The 18,495-nt window shown below is 73.9% G+C and carries 15 protein-coding genes; 5 read left to right on the top strand and 10 right to left on the bottom strand.

What is annotated here, in order from left to right; genetic code table 11:
- Nucleotides 1-53: 53 nt before the first annotated feature.
- Nucleotides 54-5,348: a pullulanase-type alpha-1,6-glucosidase gene (gene pulA, locus AB0424_RS05690; protein ID WP_366302484.1), complete on the top strand. Its 5,295-nt coding sequence runs from the start codon at nucleotides 54-56 to the stop codon at nucleotides 5,346-5,348.
- A gap of 46 nt (nucleotides 5,349-5,394) precedes the next feature.
- Here pulA and AB0424_RS05685 read toward each other — a convergent pair whose 3' ends face one another.
- Complete coding sequence (locus tag AB0424_RS05685; protein WP_366302483.1) at nucleotides 5,395-5,907, bottom strand: N-acetyltransferase; 513 nt, start codon at nucleotides 5,905-5,907, stop codon at nucleotides 5,395-5,397.
- Nucleotides 5,908-5,960: 53 nt separating this feature from the next.
- Here AB0424_RS05685 and AB0424_RS05680 point away from each other — a divergent pair, with 53 nt between their 5' ends.
- The gene (locus AB0424_RS05680) at nucleotides 5,961-6,293 is read left to right on the top strand and encodes an isomerase (RefSeq protein WP_366302482.1); all 333 of its coding nucleotides are present in this window, start codon (nucleotides 5,961-5,963) and stop codon (nucleotides 6,291-6,293) included.
- Here AB0424_RS05680 and AB0424_RS05675 read toward each other — a convergent pair.
- Nucleotides 6,278-7,009, bottom strand: a complete 732-nt coding sequence (locus tag AB0424_RS05675; protein ID WP_366302481.1) for a TetR/AcrR family transcriptional regulator — start codon at nucleotides 7,007-7,009, stop codon at nucleotides 6,278-6,280. The two genes, AB0424_RS05680 and AB0424_RS05675, sit on opposite strands and share 16 nt — an antisense overlap.
- Nucleotides 7,010-7,046: 37 nt before the next feature.
- Between AB0424_RS05675 and AB0424_RS05670 the strand changes: the two genes are divergently transcribed.
- Nucleotides 7,047-7,580 carry a hypothetical protein gene (locus AB0424_RS05670; protein WP_366302480.1) on the top strand — a complete coding sequence of 178 codons (534 nt, stop codon included), beginning with the start codon at nucleotides 7,047-7,049 and terminating at the stop codon, nucleotides 7,578-7,580.
- A 185-nt stretch (nucleotides 7,581-7,765) separates the two neighbouring features.
- Here AB0424_RS05670 and AB0424_RS05665 read toward each other — a convergent pair whose 3' ends face one another.
- The 5 genes from AB0424_RS05665 to AB0424_RS05645 form a co-directional block, all read right to left on the bottom strand.
- Complete coding sequence (locus AB0424_RS05665) at nucleotides 7,766-8,827, bottom strand: PDR/VanB family oxidoreductase (RefSeq protein ID WP_366302479.1); 1,062 nt, start codon at nucleotides 8,825-8,827, stop codon at nucleotides 7,766-7,768.
- Nucleotides 8,827-9,711, bottom strand: a complete 885-nt coding sequence (locus AB0424_RS05660) for a metal-dependent hydrolase (RefSeq protein WP_366302478.1) — start codon at nucleotides 9,709-9,711, stop codon at nucleotides 8,827-8,829. Before AB0424_RS05660 ends, AB0424_RS05665 begins: the two co-directional genes overlap by 1 nt.
- A gap of 87 nt (nucleotides 9,712-9,798) precedes the next feature.
- Entirely contained in the window at nucleotides 9,799-11,787 is a 1,989-nt protein-coding gene (locus AB0424_RS05655) for a hypothetical protein (protein WP_366302477.1), read from the bottom strand.
- Between the two features lie 139 nt (nucleotides 11,788-11,926).
- Complete coding sequence (locus tag AB0424_RS05650; RefSeq protein WP_366302476.1) at nucleotides 11,927-12,727, bottom strand: tyrosine-protein phosphatase; 801 nt, start codon at nucleotides 12,725-12,727, stop codon at nucleotides 11,927-11,929.
- Nucleotides 12,728-12,910: 183 nt separating this feature from the next.
- Complete coding sequence (locus tag AB0424_RS05645; RefSeq protein ID WP_366302475.1) at nucleotides 12,911-13,915, bottom strand: NAD-dependent epimerase/dehydratase family protein; 1,005 nt, start codon at nucleotides 13,913-13,915, stop codon at nucleotides 12,911-12,913.
- A 232-nt stretch (nucleotides 13,916-14,147) separates the two neighbouring features.
- Between AB0424_RS05645 and AB0424_RS05640 the strand changes: the two genes are divergently transcribed.
- Together AB0424_RS05640 and AB0424_RS05635 are read left to right on the top strand one after the other, a co-directional pair.
- The gene (locus AB0424_RS05640; RefSeq protein ID WP_366302474.1) at nucleotides 14,148-14,828 is read left to right on the top strand and encodes a hypothetical protein; all 681 of its coding nucleotides are present in this window, start codon (nucleotides 14,148-14,150) and stop codon (nucleotides 14,826-14,828) included.
- A 50-nt stretch (nucleotides 14,829-14,878) separates the two neighbouring features.
- Nucleotides 14,879-16,327, top strand: a complete 1,449-nt coding sequence (locus AB0424_RS05635; protein ID WP_366302473.1) for a PepSY-associated TM helix domain-containing protein — start codon at nucleotides 14,879-14,881, stop codon at nucleotides 16,325-16,327.
- A 12-nt stretch (nucleotides 16,328-16,339) separates the two neighbouring features.
- Here the strand turns inward: AB0424_RS05635 and AB0424_RS05630 are convergent, their stop codons facing one another.
- The 3 genes from AB0424_RS05630 to glnII all read right to left on the bottom strand — a co-directional run bounded on the left by AB0424_RS05630 (nucleotide 16,340) and on the right by glnII (nucleotide 18,359).
- Entirely contained in the window at nucleotides 16,340-16,903 is a 564-nt protein-coding gene (locus AB0424_RS05630; RefSeq protein ID WP_366302472.1) for a winged helix-turn-helix domain-containing protein, read from the bottom strand.
- Between the two features lie 106 nt (nucleotides 16,904-17,009).
- Nucleotides 17,010-17,195, bottom strand: coding sequence for a hypothetical protein (locus AB0424_RS05625; protein WP_366302471.1), 186 nt, complete (start codon nucleotides 17,193-17,195; stop codon nucleotides 17,010-17,012).
- Nucleotides 17,196-17,327: 132 nt separating this feature from the next.
- Entirely contained in the window at nucleotides 17,328-18,359 is a 1,032-nt protein-coding gene (glnII, locus tag AB0424_RS05620) for a glutamine synthetase (RefSeq protein ID WP_366302470.1), read from the bottom strand.
- Nucleotides 18,360-18,495 lie beyond the last annotated feature (136 nt).

Raw genomic sequence — 18,495 nt, 5'->3', positions numbered from 1 at the left:
GGGGCGGCCCTCCCACCCGTACCCCCGTCCCGCCCTCCTCCAGGGAGCACTCCGTGACACGCAAGAGAACGGCGGTGGCCATCGCCGCCGCCCTGTGCGCGACCCTCGTGCCCGCCGTCCCCGCGGCCGCCGCGCCCCGGCCCCCCGCCCCGCCGTCGGACCGCTCGCTCGCCGCGCAGCCCGCCCGTCAGGACCTCACCCGCGAGCAGTTCTACTTCGTGCTGCCGGACCGTTTCGCCAACGGCGACGCGTCCAACGACCGGGGCGGCCTCGTCGGCAGCCGCACGGAGACCGGCTTCGACCCCACGGACAAGGGCTTCTACCAGGGCGGCGACCTCAAGGGCCTCACCCAGCGGCTCGACTACATCAAGGGCCTGGGCACCACCGCCATCTGGATGGCGCCGATCTTCAAGAACCGGCCCGTCCAGGGCACCGGCAAGGACGCGTCGGCCGGCTACCACGGCTACTGGATCACCGACTTCACCCAGGTCGACCCGCACTTCGGGACCAACGAGGACCTGGAGAAGCTCATCGCGGCCGCCCACGCCAAGGGCATGAAGGTCTTCTTCGACGTCATCACCAACCACACCGCCGACACCGTCGACTACGCCGAGAAGAAGTACGGCTACCGCCCCAAGGGCGCCTACCCCTACCTCGACAAGGACGGCCGTCCCTTCGACGACCGCGACGCGATCGGCCGCGTCGACGCCGACTCCTTCCCGTACACCCCCGTCGAGAAGGCGGACACCAAGGTCCCCGCCTGGCTCAACGACCCCACGATGTACCACAACCGCGGCGACTCCACCTGGGCCGGGGAGTCCGCCGAGTACGGCGACTTCGTCGGCCTGGACGACCTGTGGACCGAACGCCCCGAGGTCGTCGAGGGCATGAAGCGGATCTACGAGAAGTGGGTCCGCGACTTCAAGATCGACGGCTTCCGCATCGACACCGTCAAACACGTCGACCTCGACTTCTGGACCCAGTGGGCCACGGCCCTCGACGCCTACGCCAGGAAGCGCGGCCGCGAGGACTTCTTCATGTTCGGCGAGGTCTACTCCGCCGACACCGCCGTCACCGCCCCCTACGTCACCCGCGGCCGGCTCGACGCCACCCTCGACTTCCCCTTCCAGGACGCGGCCCGCGCCTTCGCCTCCCAGGGCGCCGGCGCCGACCGCCTCGCCAAGGTCTTCGCCGAGGACTACCGGTACACCACCGACAAGGCCAACGCCTACGAGCAGGTGACCTTCCTCGGCAACCACGACATGGGCCGCTTCGGAGGCTTCCTCAAGCAGGACCACCCGAACGCCACCGACGCCGAACTCCTCGACCGGACCCGGCTCGCCAACGAGCTGATGTTCCTCTCCCGCGGAAACCCCGTCGTCTACTCCGGCGACGAGCAGGGCTACACCGGCGCCGGCGGCGACAAGGACGCCCGCCAGCCCCTCTTCGCCTCCCAGGCCGCCGACTACCTCGACGACGACCAGATCGGCACCGCCCGCACCCACGCGAGCGACGCCTACGACACCACCCACCCGGTGTACCGGTCGATCGCCGCGCTCTCGAAGCTGACCCGCGAGAACCCGGCCCTCCGCGACGGCGTCCAGCAGGAGCGGTACGCCGAGGGCTCCGTCTACGCCTTCTCCCGCACCGACGCCGCGGCCCGCACCGAGTACCTCGTCGCCGCCAACGGCGCCACCACCCCCCGGACCGTCACCCTCCCCGTCGACTCCGCGAACTTCCGCACCCTGTACGGGGGTCAGGGCACCGTCGTAGCGAAGAACGGGACCGTCACCGTCACCGTCCCCGCCCTCTCCTCGCTCGTCCTCAAGGCCGACCGGTCGCTCCCCGCCCCCGCCACCCGCCCGGACCTCGTCCTCAAGGCCCCGGCCGCCGGAGCCACCGGCACCGTCGAGCTCCGTGCCGACGTCACCGGCGGACAGCTGAACCGGGTCGTCTTCGCCGCCCAGGTCGGCAACGGCCCCTGGCAGACCCTCGGCACCGCCGACCACGCCCCCTACCGGGTCACCCAGCACGTCACCGCCCCCGCCGGCACCGCCCTGCGCTACAAGGCCGTCGTCGTCGACAGCGCCGGACGCACCGCGAGCGCCACCGCCGCCACCACGGCCGGAGCGCCCCCGGCGCCCGAGAAGCCGGTCGCCGTCGAACGCACCCACGCCGTCGTGCACTACCGGCGCGAGGACGGCGACTACGACGGCTGGACCCTGAAGGCCGCCGGCCAGGAAGCCGCCTTCACCGGCCGCGACGCCCACGGCGCCTTCGCCTGGGTCAAGGTCCCCGAGGGCGCCTCCACCGTCGCCTACACCGTCGAGAGGAACGGCACCGCCGACGGCCCGCAGCGCAGCGTCGTCCTCGGCCGCACCGGCGAGGTCTGGATCACCCAGGGCCAGGACGGCCAGTCCGACACCGCCCCCGCCTCCACCCCGCAGGACACCACCAAGGCCGTCCTCCACTACCAGCGCCCCGACGGGAACTACGACGGCTGGGGCCTGCACACCTGGACCGGCGCCGCCCAGCCCACCGACTGGTCCAAGCCCCTGATGCCGGCGCGCTTCGACGCCTACGGCGCCGTCTACGAGGTGCCGCTCACCCAGGGCGCGACCTCCCTGTCGTACATCCTCCACAAGGGAGACCAGAAGGACCTGCCCACCGACCAGTCCCTCGACCTCGCCACCTACGGCCACGAGATCTGGGCGCTCTCCGGAGAGCAGAAGTACCTCCTCCCGACCGTCGGAGGCACCCCCGCGCTCGACCTCGCCAAGGCCGAGGCCCAGTGGATCGACCGCGACACCGTCGTCTGGAAGGTGAAGACCACCGACGCCACCAGCCAGCAGCTGGTGTACGCGAAGGACGGCGGCATCACCGTCACCGACGGGGCCCTGAACACCGAGGGCCAGTGGCTCCGGCTCGCCCCCGCCGCGCTCACCGACGCCCAGAAGGCGAAGTACCCGCACCTGTCGGCGTACCCGGCCTTCACCGTCGACCCGCGGGACGCCGACCGCGTCCGCGACTCCCTGCGCGGCCAGCTGATCGCCACCCAGCGCGCCGCCAACGGCGCCCTCCTCGCCGCCACCGGCGTCCAGACCGCCGGCGTCCTCGACGACCTCTACGCGGCCAGGGCGACCGGCGCGGACCTCGGCCCGACCTTCCGCGGCGGCCGCACCACCCTCTCCGTCTGGGCCCCCACCGCCCAGTCGGTCGCCCTCGAACTCGACGGCCGGACCGTGCCCATGCGGCGCGACGACGCCACCGGCGTCTGGTCCGTCAGCGGCCCGAAGTCCTGGACCGGCAAGGCGTACCGCTACGTGGTGAAGGTCTGGGCGCCCACCGTCCAGAAGGTCGTGGTCAACAGGGTCACCGACCCCTACTCCACCGCCCTCACCACCGACTCCGCCCGCAGCCTCGCCGTCGACCTCGCCGACCCGAAGCTCGCCCCCCGGGGCTGGCAGAACCTGAGGAAGCCCGCCGCCGTACCGCTGCGGGACGCCCAGATCCAGGAACTCCACATCCGCGACTTCTCCATCGCGGACCCGACGGCCCAGGCCGGCCACCGGGGCACCTACCTCGCCTTCACCGACAAGGACAGCAAGGGCTCGCAGCACCTCAAGGCCCTCGCCGCCTCCGGCACCTCCTACGTCCACCTCCTGCCCGCCTTCGACCTCGGGACCGTCCCCGAGAAGAAGTCCGACCGGAAGACCCCCGCCTGCGACCTGTCGGTCTACGCCCCCGACTCCGAGGAGCAGCAGGCATGCGTCGCCGCGGCCGCCGCCGCGGACGGCTACAACTGGGGCTACGACCCCCTGCACTACACCGTCCCCGAGGGTTCCTACGCCACCGACCCCGAAGGCACCCGCCGCACGGTCGAGTTCCGGCAGATGGTCCAGGCCCTCAACGGCGACGGACTGCGGACCGTCATGGACGTCGTCTACAACCACACCGTCGCCGCCGGCCAGGCCGACAAGTCGGTCCTCGACCGGATCGTCCCCGGCTACTACCAGCGCCTCCAGGCCGACGGCTCCGTTGCCACCTCCACCTGCTGCGCCAACACCGCCACCGAGAACGCCATGATGGGCAAGCTCGTCGTGGACTCGGTCGTCACCTGGGCCAAGGAGTACAAGGTCGACGGCTTCCGCTTCGACCTCATGGGCCACCACCCCAAGGCCAACATCCTGGCCGTGCGCAAGGCCCTGGACGAGCTGACCGTCGCCCGCGACGGCGTCGACGGCAAGGCGATCGTCCTCTACGGCGAGGGCTGGAACTTCGGCGAGGTCGCCGACGACGCCCGCTTCGTCCAGGCCACCCAGCGGAACATGGCCGGCACCGGCATCGCCACCTTCTCCGACCGGGCCCGCGACGCCGTCCGCGGCGGCGGCCCCTTCGACGAGGACCCCGGCGTGCAGGGCTTCGCCTCCGGCCTCTTCACCGACCCCAACACCTCCACCGCCAACGGCACCCCGGAGCAGCAGAAGGCCCGCCTCCTGCACTACCAGGACCTCATCAAGGTCGGCCTCACCGGCAACCTCGCCTCGTACACCTTCACCGACACCTCCGGGCGCACGGTCAAGGGCTCCGAGGTCGACTACAACGGCGCCCCGGCCGGCTACGCCGCCGCACCCGGCGACGCCCTCGCCTACGTCGACGCCCACGACAACGAGTCCCTCTACGACGCGCTCGCCTTCAAGCTGCCGGCGGGCACCAGCCCGGCGGACCGGGCCAGGATGCAGGTCCTCGCCATGGCGACGGCGACCCTCTCGCAGGGCCCGGCGCTCTCCCAGGCCGGCTCCGACCTGCTGCGCTCCAAGTCCCTGGACCGCAACTCCTTCGACAGCGGCGACTGGTTCAACGCGATCCACTGGGACTGCCGCGACGGCAACGGCTTCGGCCGCGGCCTGCCCCCGGCCGCCGACAACAAGGCCAAGTGGTCCTACGGCAAGCCGCTGCTCGTGAACCCGGCCCTCACGGTCGGCTGCGAGCAGATCGACGGCTCCTCCGCCGCCTACCGGGACCTCCAGCGGATCCGCACCACCGAGCCGGTGTTCTCCCTCGGCACCGCGGGACAGGTCCAGTCGGCCCTGGGCTTCCCGCTCTCCGGCACCGACGAGACCCCGGGCGTGATCACCATGCGCCTCGGCGACCTCGTCGTCGTCCTCAACGCCACCCCGCAGCGCACCGCGCAGAAGGTCGCCGACCTGGCGGGCCGGGGCTACGCCCTGCACCCCGTCCAGGCCGCCGGCTCGGACGCCGTGGTGAAGACCGCCTCCTACGAGACCGCCTCCGGCACCTTCGCGGTCCCCGCGCGCACGGTCGCGGTCTTCAAGGCCGCGAAGTGACCACGGGCCCCGGCACCGGGATCCACCCGGTGCCGGGGCCCGCCCGTCACCCCACGGCCTTCTCCATCCGCGTCACCGCGTACGTCCGGCCGTCCGCGCCCGTCTTCACCAGCGGCGGGGCGACGGCCGCGTACCCCGCCGCCCGGTAGTACGTCCCCAGCCGCGGGTTGCGCTCCTCGCAGTCGAGCCGGGCCAGCGTCCGGCCCCCGGCCGCGATCCGCCCCTCCGCGTGGGCGAGCAGCAGCCGGCCCGTCCCGGCGGGCGCCGCCTCCCGGTCGGTCATCAGCCGGTGCACGTAGCCGGCCACCGGCGGCTGCTCCCCCCAGACCTCCCGGTCCTCCCACCACAGCTCGTACGCGCCCAGGGTCCGGCCCTCCCGCGCGGCGAGCCACACCTCGCCCTCGGCGATCCGGGCCCGGAAGTGGCCGGCCCCGCGCGCGCCCGGCTTCCACTGCTCGATGCCGCCGGACACCATCCAGCGCGCCACCCCGTCGAACAGCTCCACCAAGAGGTCCAGATCGCGTTCGTCCGCCTGCCGGAAGGTCACTTGTGCGTCCATGGGCCACACCGTAAAGGTGTGGCCAGACAACCGTCCCACCGGGAGTGACCCCCATGCCGCAGATCACCGTCGACTACTCCGCGCCCCTCGACCGGCGCGGCTTCGCGCTCGCGCTCCACCCGCTCGTCGCGGAGACCGTCGACACGCAGGTCGAAGCCTGCAAGACCCGCTTCCGCGAAATCGAGGAGACCGTCACCGGCGACGGCGCCGCCGGGACCGCGAGCGTCCACGTCGAGATCGCCCTGCTGCCCGGCCGCACCGAGGAGGCCAAGGCGCGGCTCGCCGAGGCCGTCCTCGACCTGCTGCCGCACCACCTCAAGACCACCGACGGCGTCCTGCTCTTCGCCGAGGTCCGTGAGCTGGAGGCGTCCTACCGCAAGCGCTGATCGGGTACCGAGGGCGCCCCGGGCAGGGTGGGGACCAGCCCGACGAGCCGTGCCACCAGCTCCCCGAAGGGGCCGTCGGCCGGCTCGTCGGCGAGGATGCCGACCAGCACCTCGGCCATGTCCGGGTCGTAGGCGGCGCTCACCGCCGCGAGCGCCGCGAAGTCGTGCACGAGCTGCAACTCCAGCTCCGCGCGCGGGACCCGGCGGCCGTCCAGCCAGAGCAGCGCCGTCGACTCGGCGAGCGACACCCACGACCGGACGACCAACTCCAGCCGGGCCGAGGGCTCCCGGACCTCCAGATGCGCCAGGATCTGCTCGTAGGCGGCCTGCCGCACCTCGTCGATCATCGCGTTCGTCGTCGAGGAGCCCACGGCAGGTCCGCCCCGCATCAGCGCCGCGAACCCGGGGCCGTGGTCGTCCACGAAGTCGAAGAAGCGGCCCATCACCCGCAGCAGCCGCGCCCCCAGCGGGCCCTGCGGCGGCTCCACGAACCGGGCCGCCAACTCGTCCGCCGCACGCCGCAGCGCCGCCTCGTACAGGCTCTGCTTGCCCGGGAAGTAGTGGTAGACCAGCGGGCGCGAGATTCCCGCGGCCGCGGCGATCTCGTCGATGGACACGTCGTCGGGAGAGCGGTTGCTGAAGAGTTCGAGGGCGACCCCGATCAACTGCTGCTTGCGCTCCTCGACGCCCATCCTGCGGCGTACCCCGGTCGTCATACGAACAGCCTAACGGGGTCCGTTACGCTCCTGCTCCATGAGCGCTTCCGACCAGGACACCCCGGTGGCCAAGGCCCCCGCGGCCACGCAGACCGACGAGGCTCCCGCGACCGGCGAGACCGGCGAACTCGACGCGGCCGACGCCCTCGACGGCCCGGCCGCGGACGGCGAACCCACCGGCCGGCCCGGGGAGGACGACGGGGAGTCCGCGGACGAGGACGACGACGAGGACGACGACGAGGAAGACGGCGCGTACGAGGAGGACGACGAGGACCCGGAGGACGAGGACGACGAGGACGACGAGGGCTCCGGGGCGGGGCTCACCCCCAAGCAGGCGCGCCGGCTCCGCGTCGCCGCCGCCTCCGTCCTGCTCGTCGCCCTCGCCGTCGTCCTGGTCGTCCGCCTCGCGAGCCGCACGTCCGTCCTGGTCGTCGGCGTCTACGGCCTCGCGATGATCCTCTGCGGGGTCGTGATCGAACTCTCCCGCAACGGCCGTACCCGCCTGGCCACCTGGCTCCTGGTCGGCGGCCTCGCCTCCGCCCTCGCCTTCGACTGGCTGATCCTGCCGTAGCGCCTGCTCGCTAGGGCCTGTCGTCACATTCCCCTCTGCCCCGCGACGCCTGGCACGCGCTCTCGCCGCACCGGGCGAAAGCGCGAGTACGCCCCGTACGAGCACTTCCACCCGGCACACCGAGAGCACGCACCAGACGCCGCAGGGCCGCCCTTCGGGCAACGAGGGGATTGTGACGACAGGCCCTAGAGGTCCAGGACGAGCCGCTCGCCCGCGCAGCGGGAGACGCAGATCAGCATCGAGTTGTCCCGCTCGGCGTCGGTGAGCAGCTCGTCCCGGTGCTCGACCTCTCCTTCGAGGACCCGCTGTTGGCAGGTGCCGCAGAAGCCCTGCCGGCAGGAGTACGTGAGGTCCGGCAGCTCCCGGCGGACCGCGTCGAGGACCGACTGGTCGGCCGCGACCGTCACCGTCCGCCCGGAGCGGCGCAGTTCGACCTCGAAGGCGGTGCCGCCGGTCGTCGCCGCCGCGGAGAAGCGCTCGTACCGCGGCGTCCGGCCCGCCGGCATCGCCGCGCCCACCGCGTCCATCAGCCCGTCGGGGCCGCAGCAGTAGACGACCGTCTCCTCCGGCAGCAGGCCGAGGAAGGCGAGGTCGGGGTGGCCGGCCTCGTCCTCGGGGACGACCGTCACCCGGTCGCCGCCGAGCCGCCCGAGCTCCTCCAGGTACGGCATGGTCTCCCGGCTGCGCCCGCCGTACACGAGCCGCCACTGCGCCCCCGCCGCCTCGGCGGCGCGGACCATCGGCAGGACCGGGGTGATGCCGATGCCGCCGGCGACGAAGACGTACGCGGGGGCGTCGACCAGCGGGAACCGGTTGCGGGGGCCGCGTATCCCGATCTCCGCGCCCGCGTGCAGCTGCTCGTGGACCTCGCGCGAACCGCCCCGGCCGCCCTGCGCCTCGTCGATCAGCCGCGTCGCGACGGTGTACGCCCCGGTGTCGGCCGGGTCGCCGCAGAGCGAGTACTGCCGGACGAGCCCCGACGGCAGGACCAGGTCGACGTGGGCGCCGGGCTGCCAGGCGGGAAGTCCCTCACCCTCCAGGCGCAGTTCGACGACGCCCTCGGCGGGGGTGGTCCGCGCGGCCACGAGGACCCTGCGCGGGACCGTGTTGCCGCGGCCGTAGCCGGAGACGGGGACGTCGAGGGCGGGCATCGGCCACAGCGGGGCCGTGGTCATCCGGCTGCGGACGGCGCGGCGGACCAGCAGCGCCGCCCCGGCGACCAGGGCGACGGTGGTGAACCGGGGCATCAGCGGCCTCCGTTGGCGCCGGGGGAGGAGGCCAGATAGGCCATCGCCTGCGCCGTGTCGCCCTCCTGAGAGGGGTGGTACGAGCGGGAGAGGTAGCGGGGGATCGAGCGCAGCATGTCCGGGGTGGAGGGCAGCACGCCCCGCCGGCCCCGGCGGACGAAGTCCGCGAACGACGCCTTCGGGTCGAGCAGGCCCGGGTCGTTCTCCATGAAGAAGCGGACGCCCCGCTGCCAGAGGAAGACCAGCGCGGAGAAGGCCAGCGCCCAGGTGCGGGCGCGCCGCCGGTAGCCGCCGTCGAGGTGCATGAACAGCTCGAAGGCGACCGAGCGGTGCTCGACCTCCTCCGCCCCGTGCCAGCGCAGCAGGTCGAGCATGACCGGGTCGGCGCCGACCCGGTCGAGCTCGTCGGCGTTGAGCACCCAGTTGCCGAGGAAGGCGGTGTAGTGCTCGATCGCGGCGATCATCGCGACCCGCTCCATCAGCCACCAGCGGCGCGGCCGGCCGGGCGGCAGGGTCCGGTCCCCGAGGAGCTTCTCGAAGAACCAGTCGACCTGCGCGGTGTACGGCGTGGGGTCGAGGCCCAGCTTCCTCAGGTGGGGGAGGACGTCGTCGTGGGCCTGGGAGTGGATGGCCTCCTGGCCGATGAAGCCGATGACGTCCTCGCGCAGCCGGTCGTCGGTGATGTACGGCAGCGCCTGCTTGTACACGTGGACGAACCAGCGTTCGCCGGCGGGGAGCAGCAGGTGCAGCACGTTGATCGTGTGCGTGGTGAAGGGGTCGCCGGGAACCCAGTGGAGCGGGGTCTCCTCCCAGTCGAAGGAGACCTTCCGCGCCTTGAGCTCGACGTGTTCCGACGCCACCGGTGCAGGCTGCGTATTAGACATGCCGTCAATGTACTGAGGGGTAGGGGTCTGACAACAGGCCCTTGCGCCGCCTTTTTCCGGCCCCGCGCCCGCCCCCGCCCCACCCGGTCAGCGCAGCGCTCCCCGCCGGGTCCCGTCCGCCAGCGTGCCGTCCAGATCCGCCCGCGCCCCCGGCTTCGCGCGGACCGCCAGCACCGGGCCGTCCGACCGGCCCTTCACCCCGCCGGACACCTCCACCGAGGTGAACTCCGCGCTGCCCGCCGCCAGGACGTACCAGTCGCCGCCCGGCGCCCGCCACAGCACCCCGGCGAGCACCCGGGGGTCGCGCACGCCGCAGGCGGGGGACCCCTCGGACCGTGCCGCGAGCGCCGCCGGGACCTTCGCCGACGGGACCAGGAACTGGGCGAGGACCCGGCTCCCCGTACCCCGCCAGGTCTCCGCGCGCGTGCACAGCCACGTGCCCCGCCCCGCGTCCTCCGGCAGCGGCTGCCGTGCGAACCGCCAGGCGTTCACCGACCGCACCCCGTGCGCCCGCACCGCCGCCAGCCCGCACGCCGTCCGCGCCCACGCCTCCCGCGCCTCGGTCCCCGTCACGTCCCCCGGCGCCGCCGGCGCGCCCCACAGCAGCCGCGCGGGCGCCAGCTCGCCGAGGTCCGTGAGGAGCCGCACCCCCGAACCCTCCCGCACCTGGAGGGTGTTCCAGCGGACGCACCCCTTCGCCTCCGCCGGACTCGGCATCGGCTCGGTCACCCCGTACGCGTCCCTGGCCAGCGGCCAGGGCTCCTTCGCGGGCGCCAGCAGGTCGCGCACCGCCGTCTCCTGCACCCAGGGGGCCGTCAGATAGCGGACGTTGCCCGAGGACCTGGAGACGACCAGGGCCGCCGAACCGACCGCGTCGGCCCCGTCCGTCCGCGCGAAGTCCAGCGCCGCCCCGGCCGCGCCCTCCCGGGGCTCCGCGTACCGCACCACCCGCAGCCCGTCGTGGAGGAGCACCACCCGCAGGCCGTCCACCACGCCCGCGAACAGCAGCTGCGGCGGCCCCATCGGCGGTCCCACCGGCGTCCCCGGCGTCGCCGACGACCGCACCGAGAGCCCGGGCCGCGCCCACACCGCCAGCGCCCGCCGCACCAGCCCGCGGTCCCCGACCAGACCGCCGCGCGCCGGCCACACCGAGAAGTCCCGGCGCGTCGAGGCCGGCCACGCGGCCGGCGCCACCCGCTTGACGGCCGCCGGGTCCAGCGCCGCCTGGGCCGCCGGATTGCGCGCGTACGACGGCGCCGCAGCACCGTTTCTTCCCCAGCCGTCCCCCGGCAGTCCCAGCAGCAGCCCGCACACCGTCAGCGCCGCCACCGCCACCAGCGCCGCCCGCCCGTGCTGCCGCCGCCGCATCAGATCCGTCGGCCGCGCCTGCAGCGCGCACGGATCGAACTCGTCCGACTCCAGGAGCGCGGCGCCGCTGACCCTGCCCCGCCCCGTGGCATCGGGCAGGTCGTCGGTCCCGTCCGCGTCCTGCGCGTCCGGCCCGTCCGGCGTGTCCACCGCGTCCGCCTCGGCCAGGGCCCCCGCCGGGTCGGCCACACCGACGGCGGCGAGGACGCGCGACACCTCGGGGTCGCCCTGCCGCTCCAGGCCCCGCAGGACGTAGGCCGCCCGGCCGGGGCCGGAGAGCCGGGACAGGCGCTGGTCCAGGGCGAGTTCGTCGGCGCCGCCGACCCGGGGGAACAGCCGCAGCCCCCACACGTGCGGCAGCAGCGGTGGGAACTGCGCCCGGCGCGGCACCGCGAACCGGCGCAGCGGGAGCCCGGCGACGAGCGCCTGCCGCAGCACCTCGGCCCGGACGTACGCGTACCCGGGGTCGACCGCGTCCTCGGTGCGCCGCGGCTCCGGCACGGCGGCGGGGCCCGGCACCCGGCGGCGCGGCAGCGAGCGCTGCACGAGCGCGTGCGCGGTCAGCACCCGCCGGTTGCGGCCCAGCGACGGCGGCAGCACGAGATAGGCGATGCGGACGAGGCGCGGATAGCGCTCGACGAGCGCGGCCTCGGCCTGCTCGACGTCGACGGGGCCCACGGGCGAGGGAACGAGATCCTGGGTGCTCACGTTCAGCAGAACGAGCGATTCTTCCGATGGTCACCCCGGGCCCGCGGGGCGGCACGGGTCCCGGAAGGCGCGCGTCCGGGGCCGCGAGGACGCCGCCACGCAGCCGCCGGGTGCTGCCGGTCCCGGTCCGGGGGGACCCTCAGGCCGCCGTGACCGTCAGCCGCTCGCGGATCAGCCGCGTCACCTCGTCCGGGACGCCGAGCCCCTCCCGTACGTACTTCTCCATCGAACCGTGCCGCACCGCCACCTCGTCGAGCGCCGCGTCCAGGTACTCCGGCAGGACCCCGATCAGGTCGAGCGCCAGTTGCGGGTCGCCCCCCTGGGCCGTGAACCCCTCGATCATCGGCGCGAACGCCTGCCGCACCGCCGAGTTCACCGACAGGTACTCGGCCCGCACCGTCTCCTCGTCGGCCCCGAGCAGCGACAGCACGACCGTCGCCGCCCAGCCCGTGCGGTCCTTCCCCGCCGAGCAGTGGAAGAGCAGCGGTCCGGCCCCCGGCGTGCCCAGCTCGCCGAGCAGCGCGCGGTACGAGGCGCGGGCGGAGTCGCCCGAGACGAAGGCCCGGTACGTCCGCCCGAACGCCGCCCGCATCCTGCCCCCGCCCAGGTGCTCCTCCGCGAGCGCCGGATCGGCCAGCAGCGTCTTCAGACGGGCGGCCGGCGGCAGACCGCTGCCCGCCAGCTGGTCGGAGAGCACGTCCGCGACGAGCAGCCGCGCACCGTCGGGCAGCCGGTCCGGCCGCTCCCCGCGCTCCCGGTCCGTCCGCAGGTCCACGACCGTGCGGATGCCCAGCTCCGCCACCGCCGGCTCCTGCGGGTCGAGCCGGTCGAGCTGGGCCGAGCGCAGCACCAGACCGGCCCGCACCGAGCGCCCGCCGCCGAGCGGCAGACCGCCGAGGTCACGGAGGTTGGCGACGGAGGTGGCGGGGATGGCGGGCATGGCGTCGACTCCTCCGGTTCGTACACGTTCCTGCCGACCGTAAGCGATCACCCCGCCCGGGGGAGATCGGGAGGAGTCCGTTCGGGCGGCGCGCCCGGGCCCGGAGGACCGCCTCCGGGCGACGCGCACGGCGCCGTCGGGAGGAGTCGGTCCGCGGGCGCGGGCGGCTCCCGCCCGGAGGGATCACTTCGCGGGCGCGTGCAACTCGGCCAGCAGGGCCGCCTCCCGCTCGGGCGCGAGGCCGAGCCGCGGCCGGTCGGGGCGCTGCGGGGCGACCCCGCCGAGCGACCGCAGCCAGGCCCAGGTGTCGGCGACCGTCTCCTCCACGGGCCGGCAGCGCAGCCCCGCGGCGACCGCCCGGGAGACGTCGGCCGCGTGCAGCGCGTCGTACATCTCGCCCGGCGGCACCCACACCGGCAGCTCCGACCAGGGCTCCACGCCCGCGGCGACGAGCACCTCCGGAGAGGTCCAGCGCAGCTCGGCGTCCGACCCGGTGACCCGCACGCAGGCGTCGAGGAGTCCGCCCATGGTGGTGTGCCCGGCCGGCGAGATGAGGTTGTACGGCCCCGACAGGCCGGCCGCCACCGCGTCCAGCGTCCACACGGCCAGGTCGCGGGCGTCGACGTACTGGAGCGGCAGGTCGCGCGGGCCCGGGGCCAGGACCGGCCCGCCGCGCGCGATCCGGTCCAGCCACCAGGGCAGCCGGCCCACGTTCTCGTACGGGCCGATGATCAGGCCCGCGCGGACGTGCAGCGTCCGGTCCGCCCCGAAGGCGGCCGTGGCGGCCAGCTCACCGCCCCGCTTCGCCTCCGCGTACGGCACGTCCCCGTCGTCGGCCGATCCCTCCACCAGCGGGCCGTCCTCCGCGAGTCCGGCTGCCGGGGGCCAGGTGTACACGGAACGGCTCGACACGTACGCGTACCGCCCGACGCGGTCGGCGAGCAGCCGGGCCACGTCCCGCACCGCGGACGGCGCCGCCGACCAGGTGTCCACGACGACGTCCCACGTCCCGGTGGCCAGGGCGGCGAGCCCGTCCGGGGTGGTGCGGTCTCCCAGGAGCGAGGCCGCTCCCTCGGGGGGCGTGTGGCGTCCCCGGTGGAAGACCGTCACCTCCCAGCCCCGGCCGAGCGCCTCCTCGACGATCGCGCGACCGACGAACTCCGTACCTCCGAGCATCAGCATCTTCATGATCCGAAGCCTGCCCGGCGGGGGCCGCCGGAGCGAAGCGGTTCCGCTCCCGGAGGATTCCGCCAGGGGAGGAACGGTGCCGGAACCGTACGGTCCGGGCCGGTGTGTTCGGCCATCCGGCCGAGATGACACCATGGCGGCGATGACGGACGTCCGGTCGCCCCTGCGCGCCCTCCGAGCCGCGCTTTTCGCGGTGGTGTGCGTGACCTTGGCCGCGGTGGGGCATTCGTCCATGTCTGCGCACGGACTTCCGGCGTCCACGCTGCTCGTCACCTTCGCCGTGACGTCCGGCCTGGCCTGGACCGCCGCCGGGCGCCGCAGGGGTACCCCGGCCGTCGCGGGTTCCCTGCTGCTCCTTCAGGGCGCGCTCCACCTGGCCTTCTCGGCCACCGGGGCCCACGGCGGGCACACCGTGCCGGGCTCCGACGGCATGGAGGACATGCCGGGCATGAAGGGCATGGTCGGCGCGGCGATGCCCATGGATCACTCCATGGGGTCCTCTGCCACGGGCCACTCCGCGATGGACGCCACCACCATGGGCGCGGACACCACGGGCGTCGACGTCATGGGCTTCGACGCCATGGGGCCCGGCGTCCTGGACGCCGTCACCATGGGTTCCGGTGCCGGCATGCTCGCCGTCCACCTCCTGGCCGCGCTCCTCTGCGGGCTCTGGCTGGCACACGGAGAGGCCGCGTTCTTCACGGTGGCCCGCGCGGCCCTCGCGTACGCCTTCACGCCGCTGCGCGCACGGTTCGCGCGCGTCCTGGTCCCCGACGCCCCCCGCCCTCCGGTCCGCCGGGCGCGCCGCGACGCCCCGCGCCCGCACACCGTCGCCCTCGCGCACACCCTGTCCCGGCGCGGCCCGCCCCGGCTGTCCGCACCCCGCGCCACGGCCCTCGGAGCGCACGTCTGACCGGGGGTCCCCTTCCCCTGTCTGCACCGAACTCCGAGGACAGCCACGCCATGACCGTCGACGATCCCGTACGCCCCGAAACCCCCGAAGCACCCCCGGCGACGACGCCCCCGGCGCCCGTTCCCGCCGCCACCCCGCAGAGCCGGCCCGGCACCTGGAGCGCCCTGCGGCCCCTCCTGCTCCGCCTCCACTTCTACGCGGGCGTGCTCGTCGCCCCCTTCCTCCTCGTCGCCGCCGCCAGCGGCCTGCTCTACGCGCTGTCCTTCCAGGCGGAGAAGGTCTACTACGCGCACGAGCTGGAGGTTCCCGTCGGCGACCACGTCCTGCCGCTCGCGCGGCAGGCGGAGGCCGCCCGCGCGGCCAACCCGAACGGCACCGTCACCGCCGTCTGGCCCGGCGCGGAACCCGGCGCGACCACCCGCGTCCTCATGGCCGACCCGGACGTCCCCGAGGACGCCTCGATGGCCGTCTTCGTCGACCCGTACACCGGTGAGGTCCGCGGACAGCTGCCCAGCTACGGCGGCTCGGGCGCCCTGCCGCTGCGCACCTGGCTGGACGAGCTCCACCGCGATCTGCACCTCGGCGAGTTCGGCCGCAACTACAGCGAACTCGCCGCCAGCTGGCTGTGGGTGATAGCCCTCGGCGGCCTGCTCCTCTGGCTCGGCCGCCGCCGCACCGGCCGCCGCGCCCTGGTCCTGCCCGAGCGGGGCCCGAAGTCCCGCCGCCGCACGCTCTCCTGGCACGGCTCCGTCGGGCTGTGGGCGGTCACCGGTCTGGTCCTGCTCTCCGCGACCGGCCTGACCTGGTCGCGGTACGCGGGCGAGAACATCGGCACCGTCCAGGACGGTCTCGGCGGCGCGACCCCCGTGCTCTCGGCGACGCTCGACGGCGGCTCCGGCGCGTCGACCGGCCACGAGGGCCACGGCGCCGGCCACACCGCCGGCGGCACCGCCCCCGGCACCGACATCGGCCTCGACGCGGCGGTGGCGGCGGCCCGCGAGGCCGGCATCGACAGCCCGCGGATCTCGGTCGTCCTGCCCTCCGAGGGCAAGGGCTACGTGGTCAAGGAGACCGACACGCAGTTCCCGGTCCAGCTGGACTCGGTGGCCGTGAACCCGGCGGACGGCGCCGTGCTCGACCGCCTCGCCTTCGCCGACTACCCGCTGCTCGCCCGACTCACCCGCGTCGGCATCGACGCCCACACCGGAGTCTTCCTGGGCCTGTTCAACCAACTGGCCCTCGCCGCCCTGGCGCTCGCCCTGATCCTGCTGATCCTCTGGGGCTACCGCATGTGGTGGCTGCGCCGTCCGGGCCGCCCGGTGGCCCGCGGCGCGTGGCGCAGGGTCCCGGTGACCCTGATGCTGCCGCTCGCGGCGGCCACGGCCGTCGTCGGCTGGTTCGTCCCGCTGCTCGGTCTCAGCCTGCTGCTGTTCCTCGCGGTGGACCTCACCCTCGCCGCGGTGGCGAAGGTGAGGGCCAGGGCCGGCCGTACGGTCTGACGGACGCCCGGCTCAGGGCGTGTACTTGTAGCCGACCCGCCGCACGGTCTGGATCGTGTGGCGGTGCTCGGCGCCCAGCTTGCGCCGCAGCCGGGCCACGTGCACGTCCACCGTGCGCCCGTCACCGACGTGGCCGTACCCCCACACCGTGGTGACCAACTGGTCGCGGGTGTGCACCCGGTGGGGGTGTGCCACCAGATGGGCCAGCAGCTCGAACTCCAAGTACGTCAGGTCCAGCGCCTGCCCGTCCACGACGGCGACCCTCTGCACGTCGTCGATGCTCACCGGCCCCTGCTCCTCCGCCGCCGGCGCGGCCGGCGCGGGGACGGGCGCCACGGGCAGGTGCGCCTGCTGGTCGGCCGGTACGAGCACCAGGTAGCCGACCATCGGCGGCCGGCCCGGCAGGGTCGGCAGGGTGTGCTGCGGCGCCGGCAGCAGCGTCGCGCCCGGCGGCAGGAAGCTCGCCACGTGGGAGAGGTCGACGACCTCGTTCGGATCGACGGCCCGCAGTCGGTGCCGGCCCGGACGGACGGCGGTCAGGGAGGGGGCGGCGGAGGCGGTCTGGGTGTGCACCATGGGAGTTCAGCTCTTTCGCGCGAGGAGGAGGACGGACAGGCGTCGTGCGTCAGTCGTCGTGCGCGTGGGCCGAAGGCCGCGGATCGGACCGTACCGATCGGGGGCTTTAGAGGGCCGACGCGTTCATCGCGCGGCAACACACCCGGTCGAAGTCGTGATGCTGCCGGGAGGGCCAGAACGGCTCGAGGTCGTGGCGACCCGTCGCGGTGTCGTTCTTCGTGTTGGCCATATCCCTATTGAACCAGAAGGGAATGCCCCCGACGAGCCTTTCGACTGCGGAAGCACGTGTCATCCGTCCCACATGACGGAAGAGGCGCCCACCGTGTGGAACGGTGGGCGCCTCTTCCGTCAGTGCGCGGGTCGACGGCGCGTCAGCGGCGGGCCGTCGACGGATCCGCCGCCGATCGGCCGCGGGATCCGCGGATCAGACCTGGCCGGCCTTGGCGAGGGCCTCGCAGCAGGTGTCCACGATGAGGCGGGTCACGACGTAGGGGTCGACGTTCGCGTTGGGGCGGCGGTCCTCGATGTAGCCCTTGCGGTCCTGCTCGACCTGCCACGGGATGCGGACCGAGGCGCCGCGGTCCGAGACGCCGTAGGAGTACTCGTCCCACGGGGCGGTCTCGTGGAGGCCGGTGAGGCGCTCGTCGATGCCCGCGCCGTAGTTCTTGACGTGGTCGAGCGGCTTCGAGCCCTGGCCGAGGGACTCGCAGGCGGTGATGATGGCGTCGTAGCCCTCGCGCATCGCCTTGGTGGAGAAGTTGGTGTGCGCGCCCGCGCCGTTCCAGTCGCCCTTGACCGGCTTCGGGTCGAGGGTCGCGGAGACGTTGAAGTCCTCGGACGTGCGGTAGAGCAGCCAGCGGGCCACCCACAGCTGGTCGGAGACCTCCAGCGGGGACAGCGGGCCGACCTGGAACTCCCACTGGCCGGGCATGACCTCGGCGTTGATGCCGGAGATGCCGAGACCGGCCTTCAGGCAGTTCTCCAGGTGCGCCTCGACGATCGGGCGGCCGTGGATCTCGTCCACGCCGACGCCGCAGTAGTAACCGCCCTGCGGGGCCGGGAAGCCGTTGACCGGGAAGCCGAGCGGGCGGGTGCCCTCGAAGAAGGTGTACTCCTGCTCGATGCCGAAGATCGGCTCCTGCGCGCCGTAGGTCGCGGCGACCTCGGCCAGCGCGGCGCGCGTGTTCGACTCGTGCGGCGTCATGTCCGTGTTGAGGACCTCGCACAGGACCAGGACGTCGTTGCCGCCGCGGATCGGGTCCGGGCAGACGAAGACCGGCTTGAGGACGCGGTCCGAGGCGTGGCCCTTGGCCTGGTTCGTGCTGGAACCGTCGAAGCCCCAGATCGGCAGCTCGTCGAGCGCGAGGCCCTCGCCGGCGATGATCTTCGTCTTGGAGCGAAGCTTCGCGGTCGGCTCGGTGCCGTCGATCCAGATGTACTCAGCCTTGAAGGTCACGGGGCCTCATCCTTTGGCGTGCTGCTGCGGGGTTCCGCTGCGGCTCGCGGCACTGCGAGAAGCTGCGGTCTCTGCGCTGACTGCGCTGTTTGTGTTCGACCGCAGCTTCGCAACACGGGATTTCCCGTCGGTTGCC

It is taken from the genome of Streptomyces sp. NPDC051180, assembly GCF_040689545.1.
Lineage (GTDB): Bacteria > Actinomycetota > Actinomycetes > Streptomycetales > Streptomycetaceae > Streptomyces.
Note: the sequence above shows the minus strand (reverse complement) of the source record. Positions and strands in the feature narration are given on the sequence as shown.